Annotated in this window: 18 protein-coding genes and 1 riboswitch; of the genes, 13 read left to right on the top strand and 5 right to left on the bottom strand. The window is 74.5% G+C overall.

Annotation, left to right across the window (positions count from 1 at the left end):
* The first annotated feature begins 168 nt into the window (after positions 1-168).
* The gene (locus ACIRRH_RS25795) at positions 169-1,047 is read left to right on the top strand and encodes a hypothetical protein (protein ID WP_403071800.1); all 879 of its coding nucleotides are present in this window, start codon (positions 169-171) and stop codon (positions 1,045-1,047) included.
* Here the strand turns inward: ACIRRH_RS25795 and ACIRRH_RS25790 are convergent.
* From ACIRRH_RS25790 to ACIRRH_RS25775, 4 genes are all read right to left on the bottom strand, one after another.
* On the bottom strand, positions 1,044-1,499 hold the full coding sequence (locus ACIRRH_RS25790; RefSeq protein WP_403071797.1) for a GNAT family N-acetyltransferase: 456 nt from the start codon (positions 1,497-1,499) through the stop codon (positions 1,044-1,046). The two genes, ACIRRH_RS25795 and ACIRRH_RS25790, sit on opposite strands and share 4 nt — an antisense overlap.
* A 36-nt stretch (positions 1,500-1,535) precedes the next feature.
* A complete protein-coding gene (locus ACIRRH_RS25785) occupies positions 1,536-2,282 on the bottom strand; it encodes a hypothetical protein (protein WP_403071794.1) in 747 nt (248 codons plus the stop codon).
* A 73-nt stretch (positions 2,283-2,355) separates the two neighbouring features.
* Positions 2,356-3,096 (bottom strand): sensor domain-containing protein, encoded by a 741-nt coding sequence (locus ACIRRH_RS25780; protein ID WP_403071792.1) that lies wholly within the window; start codon positions 3,094-3,096, stop codon positions 2,356-2,358.
* A gap of 191 nt (positions 3,097-3,287) precedes the next feature.
* Positions 3,288-3,881, bottom strand: a complete 594-nt coding sequence (locus tag ACIRRH_RS25775; protein WP_403071789.1) for a GNAT family N-acetyltransferase — start codon at positions 3,879-3,881, stop codon at positions 3,288-3,290.
* Between the two features lie 42 nt (positions 3,882-3,923).
* Between ACIRRH_RS25775 and ACIRRH_RS25770 the strand changes: the two genes are divergently transcribed.
* Positions 3,924-4,799 carry a hypothetical protein gene (locus ACIRRH_RS25770; protein ID WP_403071786.1) on the top strand — a complete coding sequence of 292 codons (876 nt, stop codon included), beginning with the start codon at positions 3,924-3,926 and terminating at the stop codon, positions 4,797-4,799.
* A 63-nt stretch (positions 4,800-4,862) separates the two neighbouring features.
* Here the strand turns inward: ACIRRH_RS25770 and ACIRRH_RS25765 are convergent, their stop codons facing one another.
* Entirely contained in the window at positions 4,863-5,711 is an 849-nt protein-coding gene (locus tag ACIRRH_RS25765; protein ID WP_403071784.1) for a M23 family metallopeptidase, read from the bottom strand.
* A 13-nt stretch (positions 5,712-5,724) separates the two neighbouring features.
* A riboswitch (cyclic di-AMP (ydaO/yuaA leader) is annotated at positions 5,725-5,883 on the bottom strand.
* Between the two features lie 195 nt (positions 5,884-6,078).
* Between ACIRRH_RS25765 and ACIRRH_RS25760 the strand changes: the two genes are divergently transcribed.
* The 11 genes from ACIRRH_RS25760 to ACIRRH_RS25710 all read left to right on the top strand — a co-directional run bounded on the left by ACIRRH_RS25760 (position 6,079) and on the right by ACIRRH_RS25710 (position 15,995).
* Complete coding sequence (locus ACIRRH_RS25760; RefSeq protein WP_403071781.1) at positions 6,079-6,369, top strand: YiaA/YiaB family inner membrane protein; 291 nt, start codon at positions 6,079-6,081, stop codon at positions 6,367-6,369.
* A gap of 140 nt (positions 6,370-6,509) precedes the next feature.
* Positions 6,510-7,337: an alpha/beta fold hydrolase gene (locus ACIRRH_RS25755; RefSeq protein ID WP_403071778.1), complete on the top strand. Its 828-nt coding sequence runs from the start codon at positions 6,510-6,512 to the stop codon at positions 7,335-7,337.
* A 79-nt stretch (positions 7,338-7,416) separates the two neighbouring features.
* The gene (locus tag ACIRRH_RS25750; protein ID WP_403071775.1) at positions 7,417-7,983 is read left to right on the top strand and encodes a TetR/AcrR family transcriptional regulator; all 567 of its coding nucleotides are present in this window, start codon (positions 7,417-7,419) and stop codon (positions 7,981-7,983) included.
* Between the two features lie 96 nt (positions 7,984-8,079).
* Positions 8,080-10,299 carry a SpoIIE family protein phosphatase gene (locus ACIRRH_RS25745; protein ID WP_403071772.1) on the top strand — a complete coding sequence of 740 codons (2,220 nt, stop codon included), beginning with the start codon at positions 8,080-8,082 and terminating at the stop codon, positions 10,297-10,299.
* A 233-nt stretch (positions 10,300-10,532) separates the two neighbouring features.
* Complete coding sequence (locus ACIRRH_RS25740) at positions 10,533-11,798, top strand: sensor histidine kinase (protein WP_403071843.1); 1,266 nt, start codon at positions 10,533-10,535, stop codon at positions 11,796-11,798.
* Entirely contained in the window at positions 11,782-12,195 is a 414-nt protein-coding gene (locus ACIRRH_RS25735) for a roadblock/LC7 domain-containing protein (protein WP_403071769.1), read from the top strand. Before ACIRRH_RS25740 ends, ACIRRH_RS25735 begins: the two co-directional genes overlap by 17 nt.
* On the top strand, positions 12,192-12,539 hold the full coding sequence (locus ACIRRH_RS25730; RefSeq protein ID WP_403071766.1) for a DUF742 domain-containing protein: 348 nt from the start codon (positions 12,192-12,194) through the stop codon (positions 12,537-12,539). The genes ACIRRH_RS25735 and ACIRRH_RS25730 overlap by 4 nt, the downstream gene beginning before the upstream one ends.
* Positions 12,517-13,152: a GTP-binding protein gene (locus ACIRRH_RS25725; RefSeq protein ID WP_403071763.1), complete on the top strand. Its 636-nt coding sequence runs from the start codon at positions 12,517-12,519 to the stop codon at positions 13,150-13,152. The genes ACIRRH_RS25730 and ACIRRH_RS25725 overlap by 23 nt, the downstream gene beginning before the upstream one ends.
* Positions 13,149-14,621 carry a cytochrome P450 gene (locus ACIRRH_RS25720; protein WP_403071760.1) on the top strand — a complete coding sequence of 491 codons (1,473 nt, stop codon included), beginning with the start codon at positions 13,149-13,151 and terminating at the stop codon, positions 14,619-14,621. Before ACIRRH_RS25725 ends, ACIRRH_RS25720 begins: the two co-directional genes overlap by 4 nt.
* Complete coding sequence (locus ACIRRH_RS25715) at positions 14,606-15,691, top strand: cytochrome P450 (protein WP_403071757.1); 1,086 nt, start codon at positions 14,606-14,608, stop codon at positions 15,689-15,691. The genes ACIRRH_RS25720 and ACIRRH_RS25715 overlap by 16 nt, the downstream gene beginning before the upstream one ends.
* A 43-nt stretch (positions 15,692-15,734) precedes the next feature.
* On the top strand, positions 15,735-15,995 hold the full coding sequence (locus tag ACIRRH_RS25710; protein ID WP_403071755.1) for a hypothetical protein: 261 nt from the start codon (positions 15,735-15,737) through the stop codon (positions 15,993-15,995).
* Positions 15,996-16,078 lie beyond the last annotated feature (83 nt).

The following is a 16,078-nucleotide window of genomic DNA, read 5'->3' as shown; positions in this document are numbered from 1 at the left end:
GCTAGCAGCAGATATGACTTATCGTCACAACTTTTCCACAGGCAGTTCGGCCATGTAGCGTGCGCAGCAACGAAACAACCCCCGGCCGGTGTTAGCAGCACCGAACGGGGGTCTGACCGGCACGACCGAATGCGACTCGATCCTGTGGCTACCCACGACTCTACCGCTATGGCCGCCCCCGGGTACGGCAAGCAGTCCGCGCCGGAGCAACTCCCCCGCTCCGCGACCGACTTCGCCCACCTCCCGGCCCGCGAGGCCTACCTCGCCTCGCTCATCGACCACCTCCCCGACGGCGCCGCCATGGACATCAAGTCCCTCGCCGTCCTCCAGCCCCACTACGGGCAGGCAGCCTGCCGCACGGCCCTCAACAGGCTCTCCACCGCAGGTCACCTGCGCCGCGTCCGCGAGCGCCTCAGCTCCAAGGACTGCCGCTGGGTGTTCCACACCTACTTCTCCCGCACGCCCCGCTCCGACGCCTGGTGGAACCGCTTCCTCGCCACCGGCGGCAGCGGCGACACGGGCGGCACGTCAACGCCCGCCGACCCCGATCCCCCGGACGAGCGAACGGCCGTCCGCAACCACACGCCCCTCCCCTCGGTCGCCTACGCCGCGCTCGCCGGCCTCGGCCTCGCCGACCCCCGTCTCGCCCTCTCCGCCGCCGACTGCACCGCCCTCGAACCCCTCGCCGCCGAGTGGTTCGCCCGGGGCGCCACGCCCGCTCTCTTCACCGTCGCCCTCACCAACGGCCTCCCGCCCGACATCCACAGCCCGGCCGCCTTCACCCGCCGCCGCCTGCTCGACAAGCTCCCTCCGGAACGCCCCCACCCGCCCCAACAGCTCACCCGCATCCCCGAGTGCACGGCCTGCCGCACCCCCTGCCGCCCCCAAGCCCTCCTCGGAGGCCTCTGCCGCGCCTGCCGAGGCACCCCGACACCCCCGCCGCCCCGCCCCGGCACGCTCCCCCCGGCCGCCGTCCACCGCCATGCCGCCCACGCCAGAGAAGCACTCCGGCGGAACAGCGCCCCGTCCCCGCGTGCGTACGTCTAATCGGCCCGGACGGCGAAGCGCAGCTCGGGCCGGTCCCAGGTGATCCGCCCCCGGGCCGGGAAGGTGCCGACACGCTCGGCGCCCACCCGCAGGTAGAAGCGCTCGGCGGGCGGGTTGGAGACGACCCGCACCTCGGCGATGCCGGCGCTGCGGGCCAACTCCAGCATGTGCGCGATCAACTCGCGGCCGGTGCCGCGCCCCTGGGCCTCGTCGGCGACGAACATCAGGTCGAGTTCGGCCGGTTCGCGGATCAGGGCGTAGAAGCCGAGCAGTTGGCCGGTGGCCGAATCGGCGGTGAGGAACACCTCGTGGCGGGCAATGTACTCGGGCGTCACCCGGTAGCCGTCGATCATCGGGGCGTACTCGCCGTGGTAGGCGGAGGACGCCTGGACCAGGTCGGTGAGCAGGTCGGCGTCGGTCTCGTCGGCGCGCCGGATCATGGTCTCGTTCATGCCGGCGAGTATAGGAGCGCACCCCGACACTGACTATTACATGCTCACTGGGAGCACGGCCCGGCGGCGCCGGTCGGCGGCCCGCAGCACCAGGACCCGGCAGGTGCGGCCGTCCACCGGGCCGGGCAGTCGGCGGACCTCGCTGGCTATCCGGCGCTCGCCGAGCGCGTACCGCAGCCGGTCGAGGTGGCCGCAGCGGCGGCCGTACCCGTCGTTCAGCGGCTGAACCCGGACCTCGCCGTCCGCGGCGGTGACACGGACCAGCTCCACCAGTGCGGCCACCTGGCGTGCCGGGCCGAAGAGTTCGGGATAGGCGAAGAGCAGGTATCCGCTCAAGGTGAGGGCGAACGAGCCGTCCGCGAAGGGCAGCCGGGGCAGCTCGGCGGCCACGTACCGCTGCGGGTGGGCGGCCGAGTCGGCGGCGAACAGCCGGCGAGCGCGGTCCCAGCTGCGCAGGTAGCGCTCGGACCGGTACGGGCGGGGCGAGGGGTAGAGCCGGGGGCGGGCGGCCATCGCGGCGGCCATCGCGGCCCGGGCGGCCAGCGCGCGGTCCGCGACCACCGCCGACGGCAGCGCGTACGCCGGGTCGGCGGCGATCACCCGGCAGCCCAGCTCACGCGCCTCGGCGGCCAGTCCGGCCGCGCCGCCGGGGCAGTCCAGCAGCGGCCCGGGCAGCGCGGCGAGCCCCGCCCTGGTGAGGCCGAACAGGGCGCAGTACTCGTCCAGCGGGCGGGAGGTGACCAGGATGTCCGGGGGAACGGGGGGAATACCGGCGGCGGCCACCCGGCCATCCGAACACGGAGCGGCCCCGTCCGCATCCGGAAGGTGTCCGGGACGCGGGCGGGGCCGCCGGGGGTCAGCGGCCGAGCAGGCCCCGGGCGGCGGCCCGGTTGACGTTGGTCAGGCCGCGGACCAGCTGCGTGGTGAGGAAGACCAGCAGCAGTCCGATGACCGAGAGCACGGCGATCTGCCAGGGCGCCTGGACCTCGTACACGTGCTGGATGCCCTCGCTGTCGGAGTAGTCGAACAGCCGGTACCCGTGCCAGGGGGTGTAGGTCCGGAAGACCCAGTGGTAGAGCGGGTAGAGCGCCATCACCCAGCCGAGCAGCAGGAACACCAGCGTCACCGAGAAGCTGAACACCGCCCAGGGGAACATCACCACCTGGTACAGCACGGCCTTCCAGCCGGCCGCGTCCGCCAGCCGCGCGGTGATCGCGCCCCAGCTGCCCGGGCGGACCTGGCGCACCGGCTCCGGGCCGGGGACGTCCAGGGCCAGCATGCCGCGCACCCGGGCCCGCTCCAGCCGGCCGAAGCCGCGGGCGAGGCTGGTCAGGGCGCCCAGCACGGGCAGGCCGAGGACGGTCACGAAGGTGCCGAGGCCGAAGCAGAACATGACGATCGAGACGGAGAACCCGGCGATCGCCACCGGCAGGCCGCTGAGCGCGTAGCCGACCTCGCGGTAGTAGTACGCCGAGAACGGCGCCCGCCACAGGGCCGGCCGCCGCTCGGTCCGGCGGGCCCGGGCGGGGCGCGGGTCGTCACCGTAACCGCCCGGGACGTCCCACTCCCGGTCCTCCATGCTGCGGCTGCTGCTCATGCTCCCGGCCCCCGGCCCCTCGTACTGTCGGTCGTTCGTCCTGCTGACGGTGTCCAGTCTGACGGACGCGCAGGCCAGGCGTGATCCGGAGGCCTGGCGGATCCGGGGTGGGGTTAACCCCCCTCCGCCGCGATCCCCTCGTTCGGTCCGCCCTGCGTCCGGGCGGCCGCCCCCCGGCCCGTCCGCGGCGTTCAGCGGTCCGGGCCCGGCCTGCGGGCGCCCGGGCCCGGCCACTCGTCGGCGAGCAGCGAGTAGAGGAACGAGTCGGACCAGACGCCGTCCTTGAACCCGTCGTGCCGCAGTCGCCCCTCCAGCCGGAACCCCCGCCCGGTGAGCACCTTGACGGAGGCCTCGTTGGCCACCGCGACCCGGGCGGCCAGCCGGTGCAGGTCCAGGACGTCGAAGGCGAGGCCGCAGAGCAGGCCGACGACCTCGCCCGCGTAGCCGCGGCCCCAGAACTCGCGGGCCAGCACGCACCCGAGGTGGGCGGCCCGGTGCCCGTCGAGGGTGAGCGAGGCCTGCCCGACCGGCGTCGCGTCCTGCGGCTCCTCGGCGTCGGCGAGCCTGGTGACGGCGAGCCGGTAGGTGTCCCGCTCCTCGGCCATCGCCTCCTCCAGGTAGAGCTCGACCTGGTCGGCGCAGGCCTCCCGGCCGCTCGGCCCGAAGGGCAGGTGGCGGGTGACCTCCGGGTCGCCGAACAGCGCGTGCAGCGCGTCCACGTCGCCCTCGGTGTGGTGGTACTCGCGGACGGCCAGTCGCGGGCCGGTGAGTCGTACGGGGACCATGGCTGCCGACCCTATCCCCGCCCGGCGGCTACCGTTCGGACTATGAACGACGAAGACCTGCGGCTCGCCCCGCGCACCAAGGCCGCCGACCTGCTCGCCTGGGCGGCCGAGCAGGGCCGCGCGCCGGTGGCCGAGGGGCCGCTGCGCGCGGTGCTGGCGCTGCTGGAGCTGGGCGAGGGCAGGATGCACGACGGCTGGCCCGAACTGACCTCCGACGCGGTGGAGCACCTGCTGTACGAGCGGCTCCACCTGTACGTCCAACCGGCACCCGAGGAGGACCCGCTCGCCTACGGCGACGCCGTCCGGCTGCTGATCGACCACCAACGGGCGGCCCGGCGGCTCAACGCCAAGCGCCAGGAGCGGCTGCACGCGGAGGCCGAGTGGCAGGGCGAGGTCGCGGCCGGGCTGCTGCGCCGCGCCGACCTGGTGACCTGGCCCCGGCTGTACGCGCTGCTGCTGCACGCGCACGGGGTGGACGTCACGGACGGGGCGGCGGTGCGGGACTGGCTGGCCGGCTTCGGGGAGCTGGCGCAGGAGGAGCGGCTGGCCGCGTACGAGGCGCTGGTGCCGGCCGGCTGGCTGGACGAGCCGGACGAGCAGGGCTGGGGCCCGGGCCGGGTGCTGTCGGTCGGCATGGCCACGGACGGCGCGCGGCGGCTGCTGGAGCAGGGCCTGATGCGGCGCAGCTACCGCAACCTGGCCGAGCTGACCGCGCAGGGGCGGCCGATGCCGGACGAACTGGCCGGGGACTTCGGGCAGTTCGAGGAGGCGGCGGTCGACGCGGCGCTCGACCTGTTCGGCGGGTGGACGGTGCCGGGGCTGCCGCGGCTGCTGGTGACGGAGTTCCCGGAGCTGGCGCCGGAGCCGGGCCCGGAGGAGATCGAGGCGTACCTGGCGCAGCTGCCCGTCGAGGAGTGAGACGCCGCGCAAAGCCCCCGGCCCGGAGCGGGTGCTCCGGGCCGGGGGCTTCGTGCGGGTGCGTCAGGGGTTGAGGCCGCGCTGCTGGAGCCAGGGCTCCGGGTCGACCGGGGCGCCGCCGCCGGGGCGGACCTCCATGTGCAGGTGCGGGCCGGTGACGTTGCCGGTCGCGCCGACCTTGCCGATCTGCTGGCCGGAGGCGACCTTGCCGGAGCCCTTGGTGATCGAGGAGAGGTGGCAGTACCAGATCTCGGTGCCGTCGGGCAGGGTCTCGACGATCCGGTAGCCGTACGAGCCGGCCCAGCCGGCCGAGGTGATGGTGCCCTGGCCGAGCGCGTAGACCGGGGTGCCGGTGTCGGCGGCGAAGTCCAGGCCGGTGTGCAGGTTGGCCCAGTAGCGGGCGCTCTGGCCGTAGTGGGCGGAGAGCCGGTAGTCGTTCACCGGGAGGGTGAGGGCGGCGGCCTTGGCCCGCTCGGCCTCCTCGGCGGCGCGCTTGGCCTCGACCTCCTTGGCGGCGGCCTTGGCCTCCGCCTCCTGCGCGGCCTGGAGCCGGGCGGTCTCCTCGGCGGCGGTGCGCTGGCTGTCGGCCTGGTGCTGGATGCGGGCGGCGAGCGCGAGGCCAGGGTCGGCGGAGAGGGCGACCGGGGTCTCGTCCGGGGCCTCGACGGCGGGGGCGGCGGCCGGGGTCGCCGAGGCGAAGCCGGTGGCGCCCAGGGTGGCGGCGACGGCGGTGACGCCGAGCAGCGGGGAGGCTCCGCGGGTCTGACGCGGCATCCGGTGGCGGTTGGTCTCGGCCTCTGCGCCGAAGGCCTCGGGACCGAAGTCCTCAGGGCCGTCCGCGCCGGGGTGGTCGAGGAGCTGGGTACCGGCTGCGAAGCCGGCCGGGTGTGCCGGGGTGTGCGTCGACGCCACGGGAGGCGCGCTCCTTTCCTTCCTTCGCGCCTACCGGGTTAGCTGACGGGTTCGGAGCAGGAAGGTCTCCTACGGCCGGGCCGGAGCCCCGCCGATTCACCCCAAGGAACGTGGTTCCCCGGCTCCCTGACCTGCCCGGAGGCCGGTCGGCGGGATTAGGCGACGGCGCACGGTGCCGTCTGGGTACGGCGTTGACAACCGTGCTGCGTTATCAAACGTTAATCCTAGGACGCTCCGATTCCAAGCCATCCGTTTGGAGCAGCTCGGTGGAAGGTGATCGGACGTCAACGAACGGCCCCTCATGCACGGCCTCACCTGAGTACCCCTACTCATGTGCGGCCCGGCGGGGCCGCCGCATCCTGACGCCATGAGCGCACCGATGCAGGCCCGCACCACGGCCGCGTACTTCGTCCAGGCCGTCCTCTCCTTCTCCCTGTCGGGCATCGCCCTCGTCGCCGGAATCGTCTACCTGCCGGTCGGCGGATGGACCCGGGCCTTCCTCGGGGTCGGCCTCCTCTACACCGTCACCTCCGCGTTCACGCTGGCGAAGGTGATCCGGGACCGGCAGGAGTCCAGCGAGATGATCACCCGGGTCGACCAGGCCCGACTGGAGAAGCTGCTCAGCGAGCACGACCCGTTCAAGGTCGAGGGGGCCTGACCGGCCCCTTCCCCTTCTCCCGGCCCGCCACCGCGGCCCGTCGCCGACGGTCGCTTGACGGCTAAGGCTATTAGCCTTAGCTTTATGGCTATCGGCAGCACAGCCGATGCCCCGCACCGACGGCCCGAAGGGGACCACCCATGAACGGCACCATCACCCCGAGCACCCGGTACCTGACCGCTCCCGGCGGCCGGATCGCCTTCGACGACACCCGGCAGGGCGACGGCACCCCCGTCGTCCTGCTCCCGGGCATGCTCGACAGCCGGGCCGCGTACCGGCACCTGCGCCCGCTGCTCGTCGCCGCCGGCCACCGGGTCGTCACCATGGACCTGCGGGGCTTCGGCGAATCCTCCGTCACCTGGGACGACTACAGCCCGGCCGCCATCGCCGGCGACGTGCTCGCCCTGCTCGACCACCTCGGCATCGACCGCGCCGTCCTCGCCGGGAACTCGTACACCGGCGCGACCGTCGTCAAGGCCGCCGGGGACGCGCCCGAGCGGGTCGCCGGGATCGTCCTCCTCGACGCCTTCGTCGAGAACCCGCCGCAGGGCGCCCTGATGCGCGGCGTCATGGGCCTGATGGGCGCCGCCCTCGTCCACTGGCCGGCCTCCTGGGGCTTCTACCTGCGCCGGATGGCCTTCCCCGGCGCCAAGCCCGCCGACTTCGACGCGTACGTGGACGGACTGGTCGCCGCGCTGCGCACCCCGGGACGGAAGACCGCCACCCGCGGGTACGTCCACGGCGACTCGGCACCGGTCGGCTGGACGGCCGCGGTGCGGTGCCCGGCGCTGGTGGTCATGGGCAGCAAGGACCCCGACTTCCCGAAGCCGGAGCTCGTGGCCGACCGGCAGGCCGCCGCACTCGGCGCGCGGAAGGCGATGATCGAGGGGTCCGGGCACTACCCGATGGCCGACAACCCCGCGGCCACCGCGGACGCCCTGCTGCCGTTCCTCGCCGAGCTCGGCTGAGCCCCGCCCGCCCCGACCCGCCCGTCCCGCCCGTCCCGCCCGTCCCGCCCGACTCCACCCGTACGGAGAGCCCGAACCCATGCCCCGCGTAGGACTGACCCCCGACCAGGTCGTCGACCACGCCCTCGCCCTCATCGACGAGCAGGGCGCCGAGGCCCTCACCCTGGCCTCCGTCGCCGCCCGGGCCGGGGTCGCCACTCCCTCGCTGTACAAGCACGTCAGCGGCGGCCTCGCCGAACTGCGGCGGCTGATCGCCGTCCGGGTCACCGGGGACCTGGCCGACCGGCTGGCCGAGGCGGCCGTCGGGCGCAGCGGGGACGACGCCGTCGCCGCCGTCCTGCGCGCCTACCACGCGTACGCCACCGAGCACCCGCACCGCTACAACGCCCTCCCCCAGGCCCCGCAGCCCGACGACGACCTGGCCCGCGCGGCCGCCCGGCTCGTCGGGGTGATCATCGCCGTCCTGCGGGAGTACGGCCTCGACGGCTCCGAGGCGATCCACGCCGCCCGCACCGTCCGCTCCCTCGCCCACGGCTTCGCCTCCCTCACCACCGCCGGCGCCTTCCGACTCTCCGAAGACCTCACCACCACCCACGACCGCCTCATCACCACCCTCACCACCGGCCTCCGCACCTGGCCCGCGTAGGCGGTCGGCCCGCGCCGGGGCGAGAGCCCCACCTGCGGACGGGTGCGGCGGCTCGGTCTCCATCCACCGTTCGGGGAAATGGGGTATCAAGGATCAATGCCCCTGGAGCCCGCCGGCAGTCCGCCCACGCGCAGTGCGATGCGCTGCGTGCGCCTGCTGCTCGGCTGCACCAGCGCCGCCGAGCTGCTCGGCACCGTCCTGGCCGAGGGCCCGAACTGGATCACCGGCGAGGGGTCCGCGCTGTACCTGCTGGACTCCGCCGGGATGCTCCGGCTGACCGCCTCGCACGGGCTGCCGGACTGGGCGCACGAGCGCTACAGCGTGGTCGATCCGGCCGGTGAGCTGCCCGCGGCGATGGCCCTGCGGCTGCGCCGCCCGTACCTGCTCAGCCCCGAGCACACCAGCATCGACTACCCGAACAGGAACGCCGGCATGGGCACCGGGATGGTCGCCGTGATCACCCTGCCGATGGTCGTGGACGAGCGGCCGATCGGTGCGCTCGCCCTCGCGCTGGCCCACCGGGGCACCGTCCCGCGCCGCGACCTGGACGTCCTGGAGACCGTCGCCGAGGCCTGCGCCCACCGGCTCTCCCACCTGCTGGACCACGCCGACGCCCACCTCCCGTACGGCACCCGGGTGCCGTACGGCGTCCGGTTACCCGAGGGCCCGCAGGCGGCGGACGGCCGCCCCGCCGGGCTCGCCCACCCGTTGCTGTCGCTGGCCGTGCGGGCCGCCGGGTCCGGCGCCTTCGAGCGCGACCTGGTCACCGGGGAGAGCTACTGGGACGCCGGGGCGTTCCGGCTGGCGGGCCGCCCGGCCGCCCCGGACGGTGCCGCCCCCGAGTTGGACCGGCTGGTCCACCCGGAGGACCTGCCGGACGTGCAGGCCGCGCTCGCCGAGGCGCTGGCCACCGGCGGCCGCTACCGGATCGGCTACCGGGTGCTGCGGCCCGACGGCCGGGTCGCCCGGGTCGAGGAGTCCGGCGAGGTGATGCTGGACGTGCACGGGCGGCCGGTGCGGATCGCCGGGCTGCTGGCCGATGTCGGGCACCGGGAGCAGCCGCCGGCCGAGGAGCGGAACTCCCCGGCCGCCGCCCGGACGGCGCTGCTGCTGACGCTCACCCGGGCACTGTCCCGGGCGGTGACCGTCCGGGACGTCACCACCGCCGTCACCGACGTCGCCCGCCCGGCCCTCGGCGCCGCCGGCATCGTCCTGGACCTGGTGGACGAGGGCCGGCTGCTGCCCGTCTCGCACACCGTGTACGGGGACCCGCGCCGCACCGGGCTCACCCGCCTGGCGGACCTGTCCGAGGACGTGATGCAGCGTTCGCCGGCCCGCTCCGCCCCGCTGTTCAGCGAGCCCTCGGCGGACCGCACCCGGCGCGACCCGCTCACCCCGGCCGCCTGGGCGGTGCTGCCGCTGGTCGCCTCCGGGCAGCAGGTCGGCTCCTGCCTGATCACCTTCGCCGCCGAGCGGGTGTTCAGCCGCGAGGACCGCACCCTGTACTCGGCCTTCGCCGGCATCCTGGCGCAGTCCCTGGAGCGGGCCCGGCTGTACGACACCCACCACCACCGGGCCGCCGAGCTGCAGCGGGCGATGCTCCCGCGGACCCTGCCCCGGCTGTCCGGGATCACCAGCGCCGCCCGCTACCTGCCGAGCACCGAGGGCATGCAGATCGGCGGCGACTGGTACGACCTGCTGCGGCTGCCGGACGGCCTGATCGGGCTGGTGATCGGCGACGTCCAGGGCCACAACGCCGAGGCCACCGCGGTGATGGGCCAGCTGCGCAGCGGGCTGCGGGCGTACGCGACGGACGGGCACGACCCGGCCGCCACCCTGACCCGCACCAGTCGGCTGCTGGCCGAGCTGGACACCGAGCTGTTCGCGACCTGCCTCTACCTGACCCTGGACCCGGCCGACGGCGTGCTGACCGCGGCCCGGGCCGGGCACCCGGCGCCGGTGCGGATCACCGGGGACGCCGCGGCCGTCGAGCTGGAGCTGGCGGGCGGGCCGCCGCTGGGTGTGGACCCGGAGCAGCCGTACCCGCTGGCGGTGGAGCGGCTGGCGGTCGGCGAGACGCTGCTGGCGTACACCGACGGGCTGGTCGAGGACCGCGAGGAGGACTACGACGAGTCGGTGCAGCGGATGCTCGGCGGGCTCGAACTGTGGGCCCGGCAGACCGGTCCGGGGCAGGTCGGCCCGGAGCCGGCGCTGGAGCGGCTGGCCGATCTGCTCACCCTGAACGTGACCGAGCGGCGGTCCCGGCCGGACGACGTGGCGCTGCTGCTCCTGCACCGGACGACGCCCCTTCCGTGACGCCCCGCACACAGGACCCACACATCGCAGGACGTGATCCGGCCATCAGGCTCGATTCCGACGCTTCCCGAGGGGACCGGCCGGGCCGACCGGACGCCTCGTCATGCGGGGGGATCGGGGTCGAACGACTCCCGATTGACGCCGAATTGACTTGATATTGACGAGATCCGGTCACTTGGCGAGATCCGTTCACACCTTCGTAGGATCATCACCCTAGAATTCGCGGCGTGACGATGACTCAGTGGTCCGTAACGGCAACCGGCGTACTCGCCGTCCTCGCCCTCGTGGCCGCCGCGCGGTACCGCGCCGTGTCCGTCACCCAGCGCGGCCGCGCCGAGCGGCTGCACCGTGAACTCGTCGCCGTCCAGGAACAGCTCGCCGCCGAGCTCTCCCGCCGCGGCGCCGAACTCGCCGCCGTCCAGCAGGAGCAGGAGCACACCGCCTCCACCCAGCGGGCCTTCCTCAGCGTCGCCCGCCGGATCCTGGTGATGGCCCACGACCAGCAGGCGCTGCTGGACGAGATGGAGCGCACCCACGACGACCCGACGCTGCTGGAGGGCCTGCTCAAGGCCGACCACGCGGCCGCCCAACAGGCCCGGCTGGCCCAGACCCTGGCCGTGCTGTGCGGCGCGCGGGCCGGCCGGCACTGGCCGGAACCGGTCGCCCTGGAGGACGTCGTCCGCGGCGCCCAGTCGCGGATCCTGCCGTTCCAGCGCGTGGTGGTGCGCAGCCGGATCGAGACCGCGGTGGTCGGCGCCGCCGCCGAGGCGCTGATCCACGCGATCGCCGAGCTGCTGGACAACGCCACCCGCTACTCCCCGCCCAGCACCCAGGTGTTCGTCACCCTGATGCCGGTGCACAACGGCGCCGTCATCGAGATCGACGACGGCGGCGTCGGCATGCCGGAACAGGCCGTCGCCAAGGCCTCCGCCGCGCTGGCCGGCGGCAGCACCCTGGAGGTCTCCCGGCTGGGCGAGGTACCGCAGCTGGGCCTGGCCGCGGTCGGCCGGCTCGCCGAGCAGTACGGCTTCCGGGTCACGCTCAGCTCGGCGCCCTCCCCGTACGGCGGCGTGCGCGTGGTCCTGCTGCTGCCCAACGCGCTGCTCACCGAGCCGCTGCCGCCCACCGTCCCCGGCCTCGGGCCGGACGACCAGGCGTTCAACCCCGGCCCCCGACCGACCGCTCCCACCGGTCACCCCCTGGTGGAGACCCCGCCGCCCGGCCGGCACACCGCCACCGGTGACACCCCTCCCCCGCTGCCCCGCCGGAGCCACCGGCGCGGCCGCACGGGCCGCCCCGCCCAGCACGCCGCTCCCCCTCCGCCGCCCGCGCCGCCCTACCGCTCGGCCCGGGACGCGCAGTCGTTCATGGCGATGTTCCAGGCCGGAACCGCCAGCGGCCGTTCCGCCGCCCGGGCCCAGGCCCAGTCCGGCCCTTCCCTGCCCGCTTCCCCCCGACTTCCCCAGCGCTCCGGAGAGTTCCATGACCACCACCCCTGACCTCGGCTGGCTGCTCGCCGACATCATCGCCGTCCCGCAGGTCCAGCACGCCGTCGTCGTCTCCAACGACGGCCTGGAGATCGGCCGCAGCGCGGGCATCGAGCGCGACGACGCCGAACGGCTCGCCGCCGCCTGCTCCGGACTGCAGTCGCTGGCCCGCGGCGTCGCGACGGGCTTCGGCGGACCGGGCAGCGCCACCCGCCAGATCGTCATCGAGTACGGCGGCGGCTACCTCTTCATCGTCGCCGCCGGGGCCGGCGCGCACCTGGCCGTGGTGACCGGCGACGCGGTGGACGCCGGCCTGGTCGCCTACCAGATGCAGGTCCTGGTCGAGCGGATCGGCACCCACCTCACCAGCCCGCCGCGCTTCGACCACGCGGCGGGGGGCCACCGGTGAGCGGCCCGGTCCGGCCGTACGTCATCACCGGCGGGCGCAGCCGCCCCACCCGGGCCGAGCTGGCCGTGGAGAGCCTGGTCAGCGCGTTACCCGAGCCGCCGGAGCTGCCCGAGGACGCGCTGCTGAACCGCGAACACCGGCGCATCCTCGACCTCTGTCACAGCCTGCTGTCCATCGCCGAGGTGGCGGCCTACCTGGGGCTGCCGCTCGGCGTCGTCAAGGTGCTGGTGGGGGACCTGTGGGACCTCGGCGCCGTGCAGGTGCTCCCGCCCGTTCCGCAGGCCGAACGCCTGCCCGCAACCCTTCTGGAAGAGGTGCTCGTTGGCCTCCGCCAACTCCGCTGAAGCCGCCCCCGGGGCCGCCGGGTCCGCCGACGGGCCGCAGTACCTGCCCTCCTCGGTGCAGGGCGCGGTCAAGATCCTGGTCACCGGTCCGTTCGGGGTGGGCAAGACCACCCTGGTCGGCTCGCTGAGCGAGATCACCCCGCTGCGCACCGAGGAGACCATGACCGCCGCCAGCGCCGGCGTGGACGACCTCACCGGGCGCCCCGGCAAGACCACCACCACGGTGGCGCTGGACTTCGGCCGGATCACGCTCAACTCGCGGCTCGCCCTGTACCTGTTCGGCACGCCCGGGCAGCAGCGGTTCTGGCCGCTCTGGGACGACCTGTCGCGCGGTGCGCTCGGCGCCATCGCCATGGTCGACCTGCGCCGCCCGGACGAGAGCTTCGACGTGCTCGGCCGGCTGGAGGAGCAGCGCATCCCGTTCGCGATCGCGGTCAACACCTTCCCGGGCACGCCGAGTTACCCGGAGGAGGAGCTGCGCTCGGCGCTGGACCTGCTGCCGGAGGTGCCGATCCTGCACTGCGACGCGCGCGACCGCCGGCAGTCCTACGACCTGCTGATCGACTTCGTCGACCACCTGCACCGCAGCTCGGTCCTGGAGCTCCAGGGATGACCGTTCCCGAACACCCCGTGACCCCCGGCGTTTCCGGAGGGTGCCCCGTCGCCCACGGCGGCAGCCTGCCCGGCGGGCTGCCCGTGGGCGTACCGCTGACCCCGCTGTACGGCCCGGCCCTCGCCGAGGACCCGCACGGCCTGTACGCCCGGCTGCGCGAGCGCTACGGGCCGGTCGCACCGATCGAGCTGGAGCCCGGGGTCGAGGCCTGGCTCGTCCTCGGCTACGCCGAGCTGCTCGAACTCACCCGCAACGAGGCGCTGTTCTCCAAGGACTCGCGGCGCTGGCGGGTGCCCGCCGAGGGCCGGCTGGCCGCCGACTCGCGGCTCCAGCCGATGACCGCCTGGCGGCCCACCGTGCTCAACCTGGACGGCGCCGAGCACCAGCGGCTGCGCACCGCTGTCGCCGACACCCTCGCCCAGATCGACCACCGGCAGCTGCGCGGCACCACCGAGGCCGCCGCCAACGGGCTGATCGACAGCTGGGGCCCGGACGGCACCGCCGACCTGGTCGCCCAGTACGCGAACCGGCTGCCGCTGCTGGTCTTCACCCGGCTGCTCGGCCTGCCCACCGACGCCGGTCCGCACCTGATCCGGCTGATCAACGACATCTCCGACAGCGGCGCCGAATCGGTGCGCGCCAACGAGGAGTTCCACGCGGTCCTGGTCGACCTGGTACGGCGCCGCCGGGCCGAGCCCAGCGCCGACCTCACCTCCTGGCTGCTGGCCCACCCGGCCGCGCTGACCGACGAGGAGGCGGTGCACCACCTGGTGGTGATGATGGTCGCCGGGAACGAGACCACCATCGGCTGGACCGGCAACACGCTGCGGCTGCTGCTCACCGACCGGCGCTTCCGGGCCACCCTGACCGGCGGGCGGCTGACCGTCTCCGACGCGCTGGAGGAGGTGCTCTGGCGCGACCCTCCGACGCAGAACTTCCCCGGCCGCTGGGCCACCAGCGACACCGTCCTCGGCGGCCAGTACATCAGCCAGGGCGACCTGCTCGTCCTCGGCCTGGCCGCGGCCAACGCCGACCCGGCCGCCCAGGGCGTCTCGGCCGCCGCGCACGGCTCGCTGGGCGGCAACCGGGCACACCTCGCATGGGGTGCGGGCAAGCACGTCTGCCCGGCCCAGCGCCCGGCCCGGATCATCGTCGAGACTGCCGTCGAGACCCTGCTGCACCGCCTGCCCGACCTCCAACTGGCCGTACCAGCAGGAGAGTTGACCTGGCGCCCGTCCCCGTGGGCCCGGGCCCTGACCGCCCTCCCGGTGCTCTACAGCGCCTTCACCCCGCCCCGCCCGCCAGCCCCCGAGAGGCCCGCATGGACACCACCGACCCCGGAACCCGCGCCGAGCCCGTCAGACTCGACCCCTTCGGCCGCGACCAGCACGCCGAGAACGCCCGACTCCGCGCGGCCGGCCCCGCGGTCCTGGTGGAACTCCCTGGCGGGGTGGTGGTCTGGGCGGTAACCCACCACGACACCCTCCAGTCGCTGCTGGCCGACCCCCGCGTCGGCAAGGACGCCCGGCTCTGGAACACCTTCCGGGAGGGACGGCTGCCGGAGGGCTGGCCGCTGCTCAACTTCATCGCCGTCCCCGGCATGGTCACCACCGACGGCGCGGACCACCGGCGGCTGCGCGGGCTGGTCTCGCAGGCCTTCACCCCGCGCCGGATAGCCGGCCTGGCCCCCGCCATCGAGGCCCGGACGATCGCACTGCTGGACGAGGTCGCGAAGCTGGAGGGCGAGTTCGACCTGCGGCGGCACTTCGCCTACCCACTGCCGATGCAGGTGATCGGCGAACTGCTCGGCCTCGCGCTGGAGCAGCAGGACGAGCTGCACGAACTGTCCGACACCATGGTCTCCAGCTCGGCCACCCCGGCGGCCGCCCTGGCCGCGCAGCGGGACCTGAACGCGCTGCTGGCCTCGGTGGTGGCGGCCAAGCGGGCCGAGCCCGGCGACGACCTGACCACCGACCTGATCGCCGTCCGCGAGGCCGGCGACCGACTCAGCGAGGCCGAGCTGGTCGGCACCCTGCTGCTGATGCTGGTCGCCGGGCACGAGACCACGCTCAACCTGATCACCAACGCCGTCCGCGCCCTGCTCGCGCACCCGGACCAGCTGCGGCTCGTCCTGGACGGGGAGCAGCCGTGGTCCGCGGTGGTCGAGGAGACGCTGCGCCACGACTCGCCGGTCGGGCAGTTCCCGCTGCGCTACGCGAGCGAGGACATCGCGGTCGGCGACGTGGTGATCCGGCGCGGCGAGGCGCTGCTGGCCTCGTACGCGGCGGCCGGGCGGGACTCCGGGCACCACCCGGACGCGGACCGCTTCGACCTCACCCGGCAGCCCGCCAAGCACCTGTCGCTCGGCCACGGCCCGCACTTCTGCCTCGGCTCCGGGCTCGCCCGGCTGGAGGCCGAGACGGCACTGCGACACCTGTTCACCCGCTTCCCCGGGCTGGCCCGTGCGCAGGGCCGGACCGACGAGCCGATCGCCTCGTTCGTCAGCAACAGCGTGCGCACCCTGTGGGTGACGGTCTGAGCCGACCGGTTACCTGAGGGCGGTCCGGGTCGTTCGGCAGGGCATGAAGAAACTCGCCACCCTGGCCGCCCTCACCATGGCGGGCCTCGCCCTCGCCGTCCCGGCGGCCTCCGCCACCACCCAGACCGCCTCCTCGCCGGACGTCACCGGCGGCCTCACCGACGGGCTCGAACTCTCCCCCGCCGACCTCGCCCTGAGGACCGCGGGCAAGCTCCCGGTCGTCGGCAAGGCCGCCGACCAGGTCGAGGCGATCGGGACCGACCAGATGAGCCACCCGGGGCTCAGCGGGCAGATCCTGAACTGATACCGCCGGGCCGGCGAACGGCCCGTGGACGGCCGGCCGACCCCCGAACGGCCGGCCGTCCCACGGCGCCCGGTCCGCGGCAC

Source organism: Kitasatospora sp. NPDC101235 (genome assembly GCF_044767505.1).
Classification (GTDB): Bacteria; Actinomycetota; Actinomycetes; order Streptomycetales; family Streptomycetaceae; genus Kitasatospora.
This window is presented reverse-complemented; position numbering and strand designations above follow the sequence as displayed.

What these genes read in the sequence shown, in the direction of transcription:
- ACIRRH_RS25720 (WP_403071760.1), top strand. Translation starts at nt 13,149, where the DNA reads ATGACCGTTCCCGAACACCCCGTGACCCCCGGCGTTTCCGGAGGGTGC.
- ACIRRH_RS25740 (WP_403071843.1), top strand. Translation starts at nt 10,533, where the DNA reads ATGACTCAGTGGTCCGTAACGGCAACCGGCGTACTCGCCGTCCTCGCC.
- ACIRRH_RS25735 (WP_403071769.1), top strand. Translation starts at nt 11,782, where the DNA reads ATGACCACCACCCCTGACCTCGGCTGGCTGCTCGCCGACATCATCGCC.
- ACIRRH_RS25795 (WP_403071800.1), top strand. Translation starts at nt 169, where the DNA reads ATGGCCGCCCCCGGGTACGGCAAGCAGTCCGCGCCGGAGCAACTCCCC.
- ACIRRH_RS25745 (WP_403071772.1), top strand. Translation starts at nt 8,080, where the DNA reads ATGCCCCTGGAGCCCGCCGGCAGTCCGCCCACGCGCAGTGCGATGCGC.
- ACIRRH_RS25780 (WP_403071792.1), bottom strand. Translation starts at nt 3,096, where the DNA reads ATGAGCAGCAGCCGCAGCATGGAGGACCGGGAGTGGGACGTCCCGGGC.
- ACIRRH_RS25770 (WP_403071786.1), top strand. Translation starts at nt 3,924, where the DNA reads ATGAACGACGAAGACCTGCGGCTCGCCCCGCGCACCAAGGCCGCCGAC.
- ACIRRH_RS25760 (WP_403071781.1), top strand. Translation starts at nt 6,079, where the DNA reads ATGAGCGCACCGATGCAGGCCCGCACCACGGCCGCGTACTTCGTCCAG.
- ACIRRH_RS25710 (WP_403071755.1), top strand. Translation starts at nt 15,735, where the DNA reads ATGAAGAAACTCGCCACCCTGGCCGCCCTCACCATGGCGGGCCTCGCC.
- ACIRRH_RS25775 (WP_403071789.1), bottom strand. Translation starts at nt 3,881, where the DNA reads ATGGTCCCCGTACGACTCACCGGCCCGCGACTGGCCGTCCGCGAGTAC.
- ACIRRH_RS25755 (WP_403071778.1), top strand. Translation starts at nt 6,510, where the DNA reads ATGAACGGCACCATCACCCCGAGCACCCGGTACCTGACCGCTCCCGGC.
- ACIRRH_RS25790 (WP_403071797.1), bottom strand. Translation starts at nt 1,499, where the DNA reads ATGAACGAGACCATGATCCGGCGCGCCGACGAGACCGACGCCGACCTG.
- ACIRRH_RS25750 (WP_403071775.1), top strand. Translation starts at nt 7,417, where the DNA reads ATGCCCCGCGTAGGACTGACCCCCGACCAGGTCGTCGACCACGCCCTC.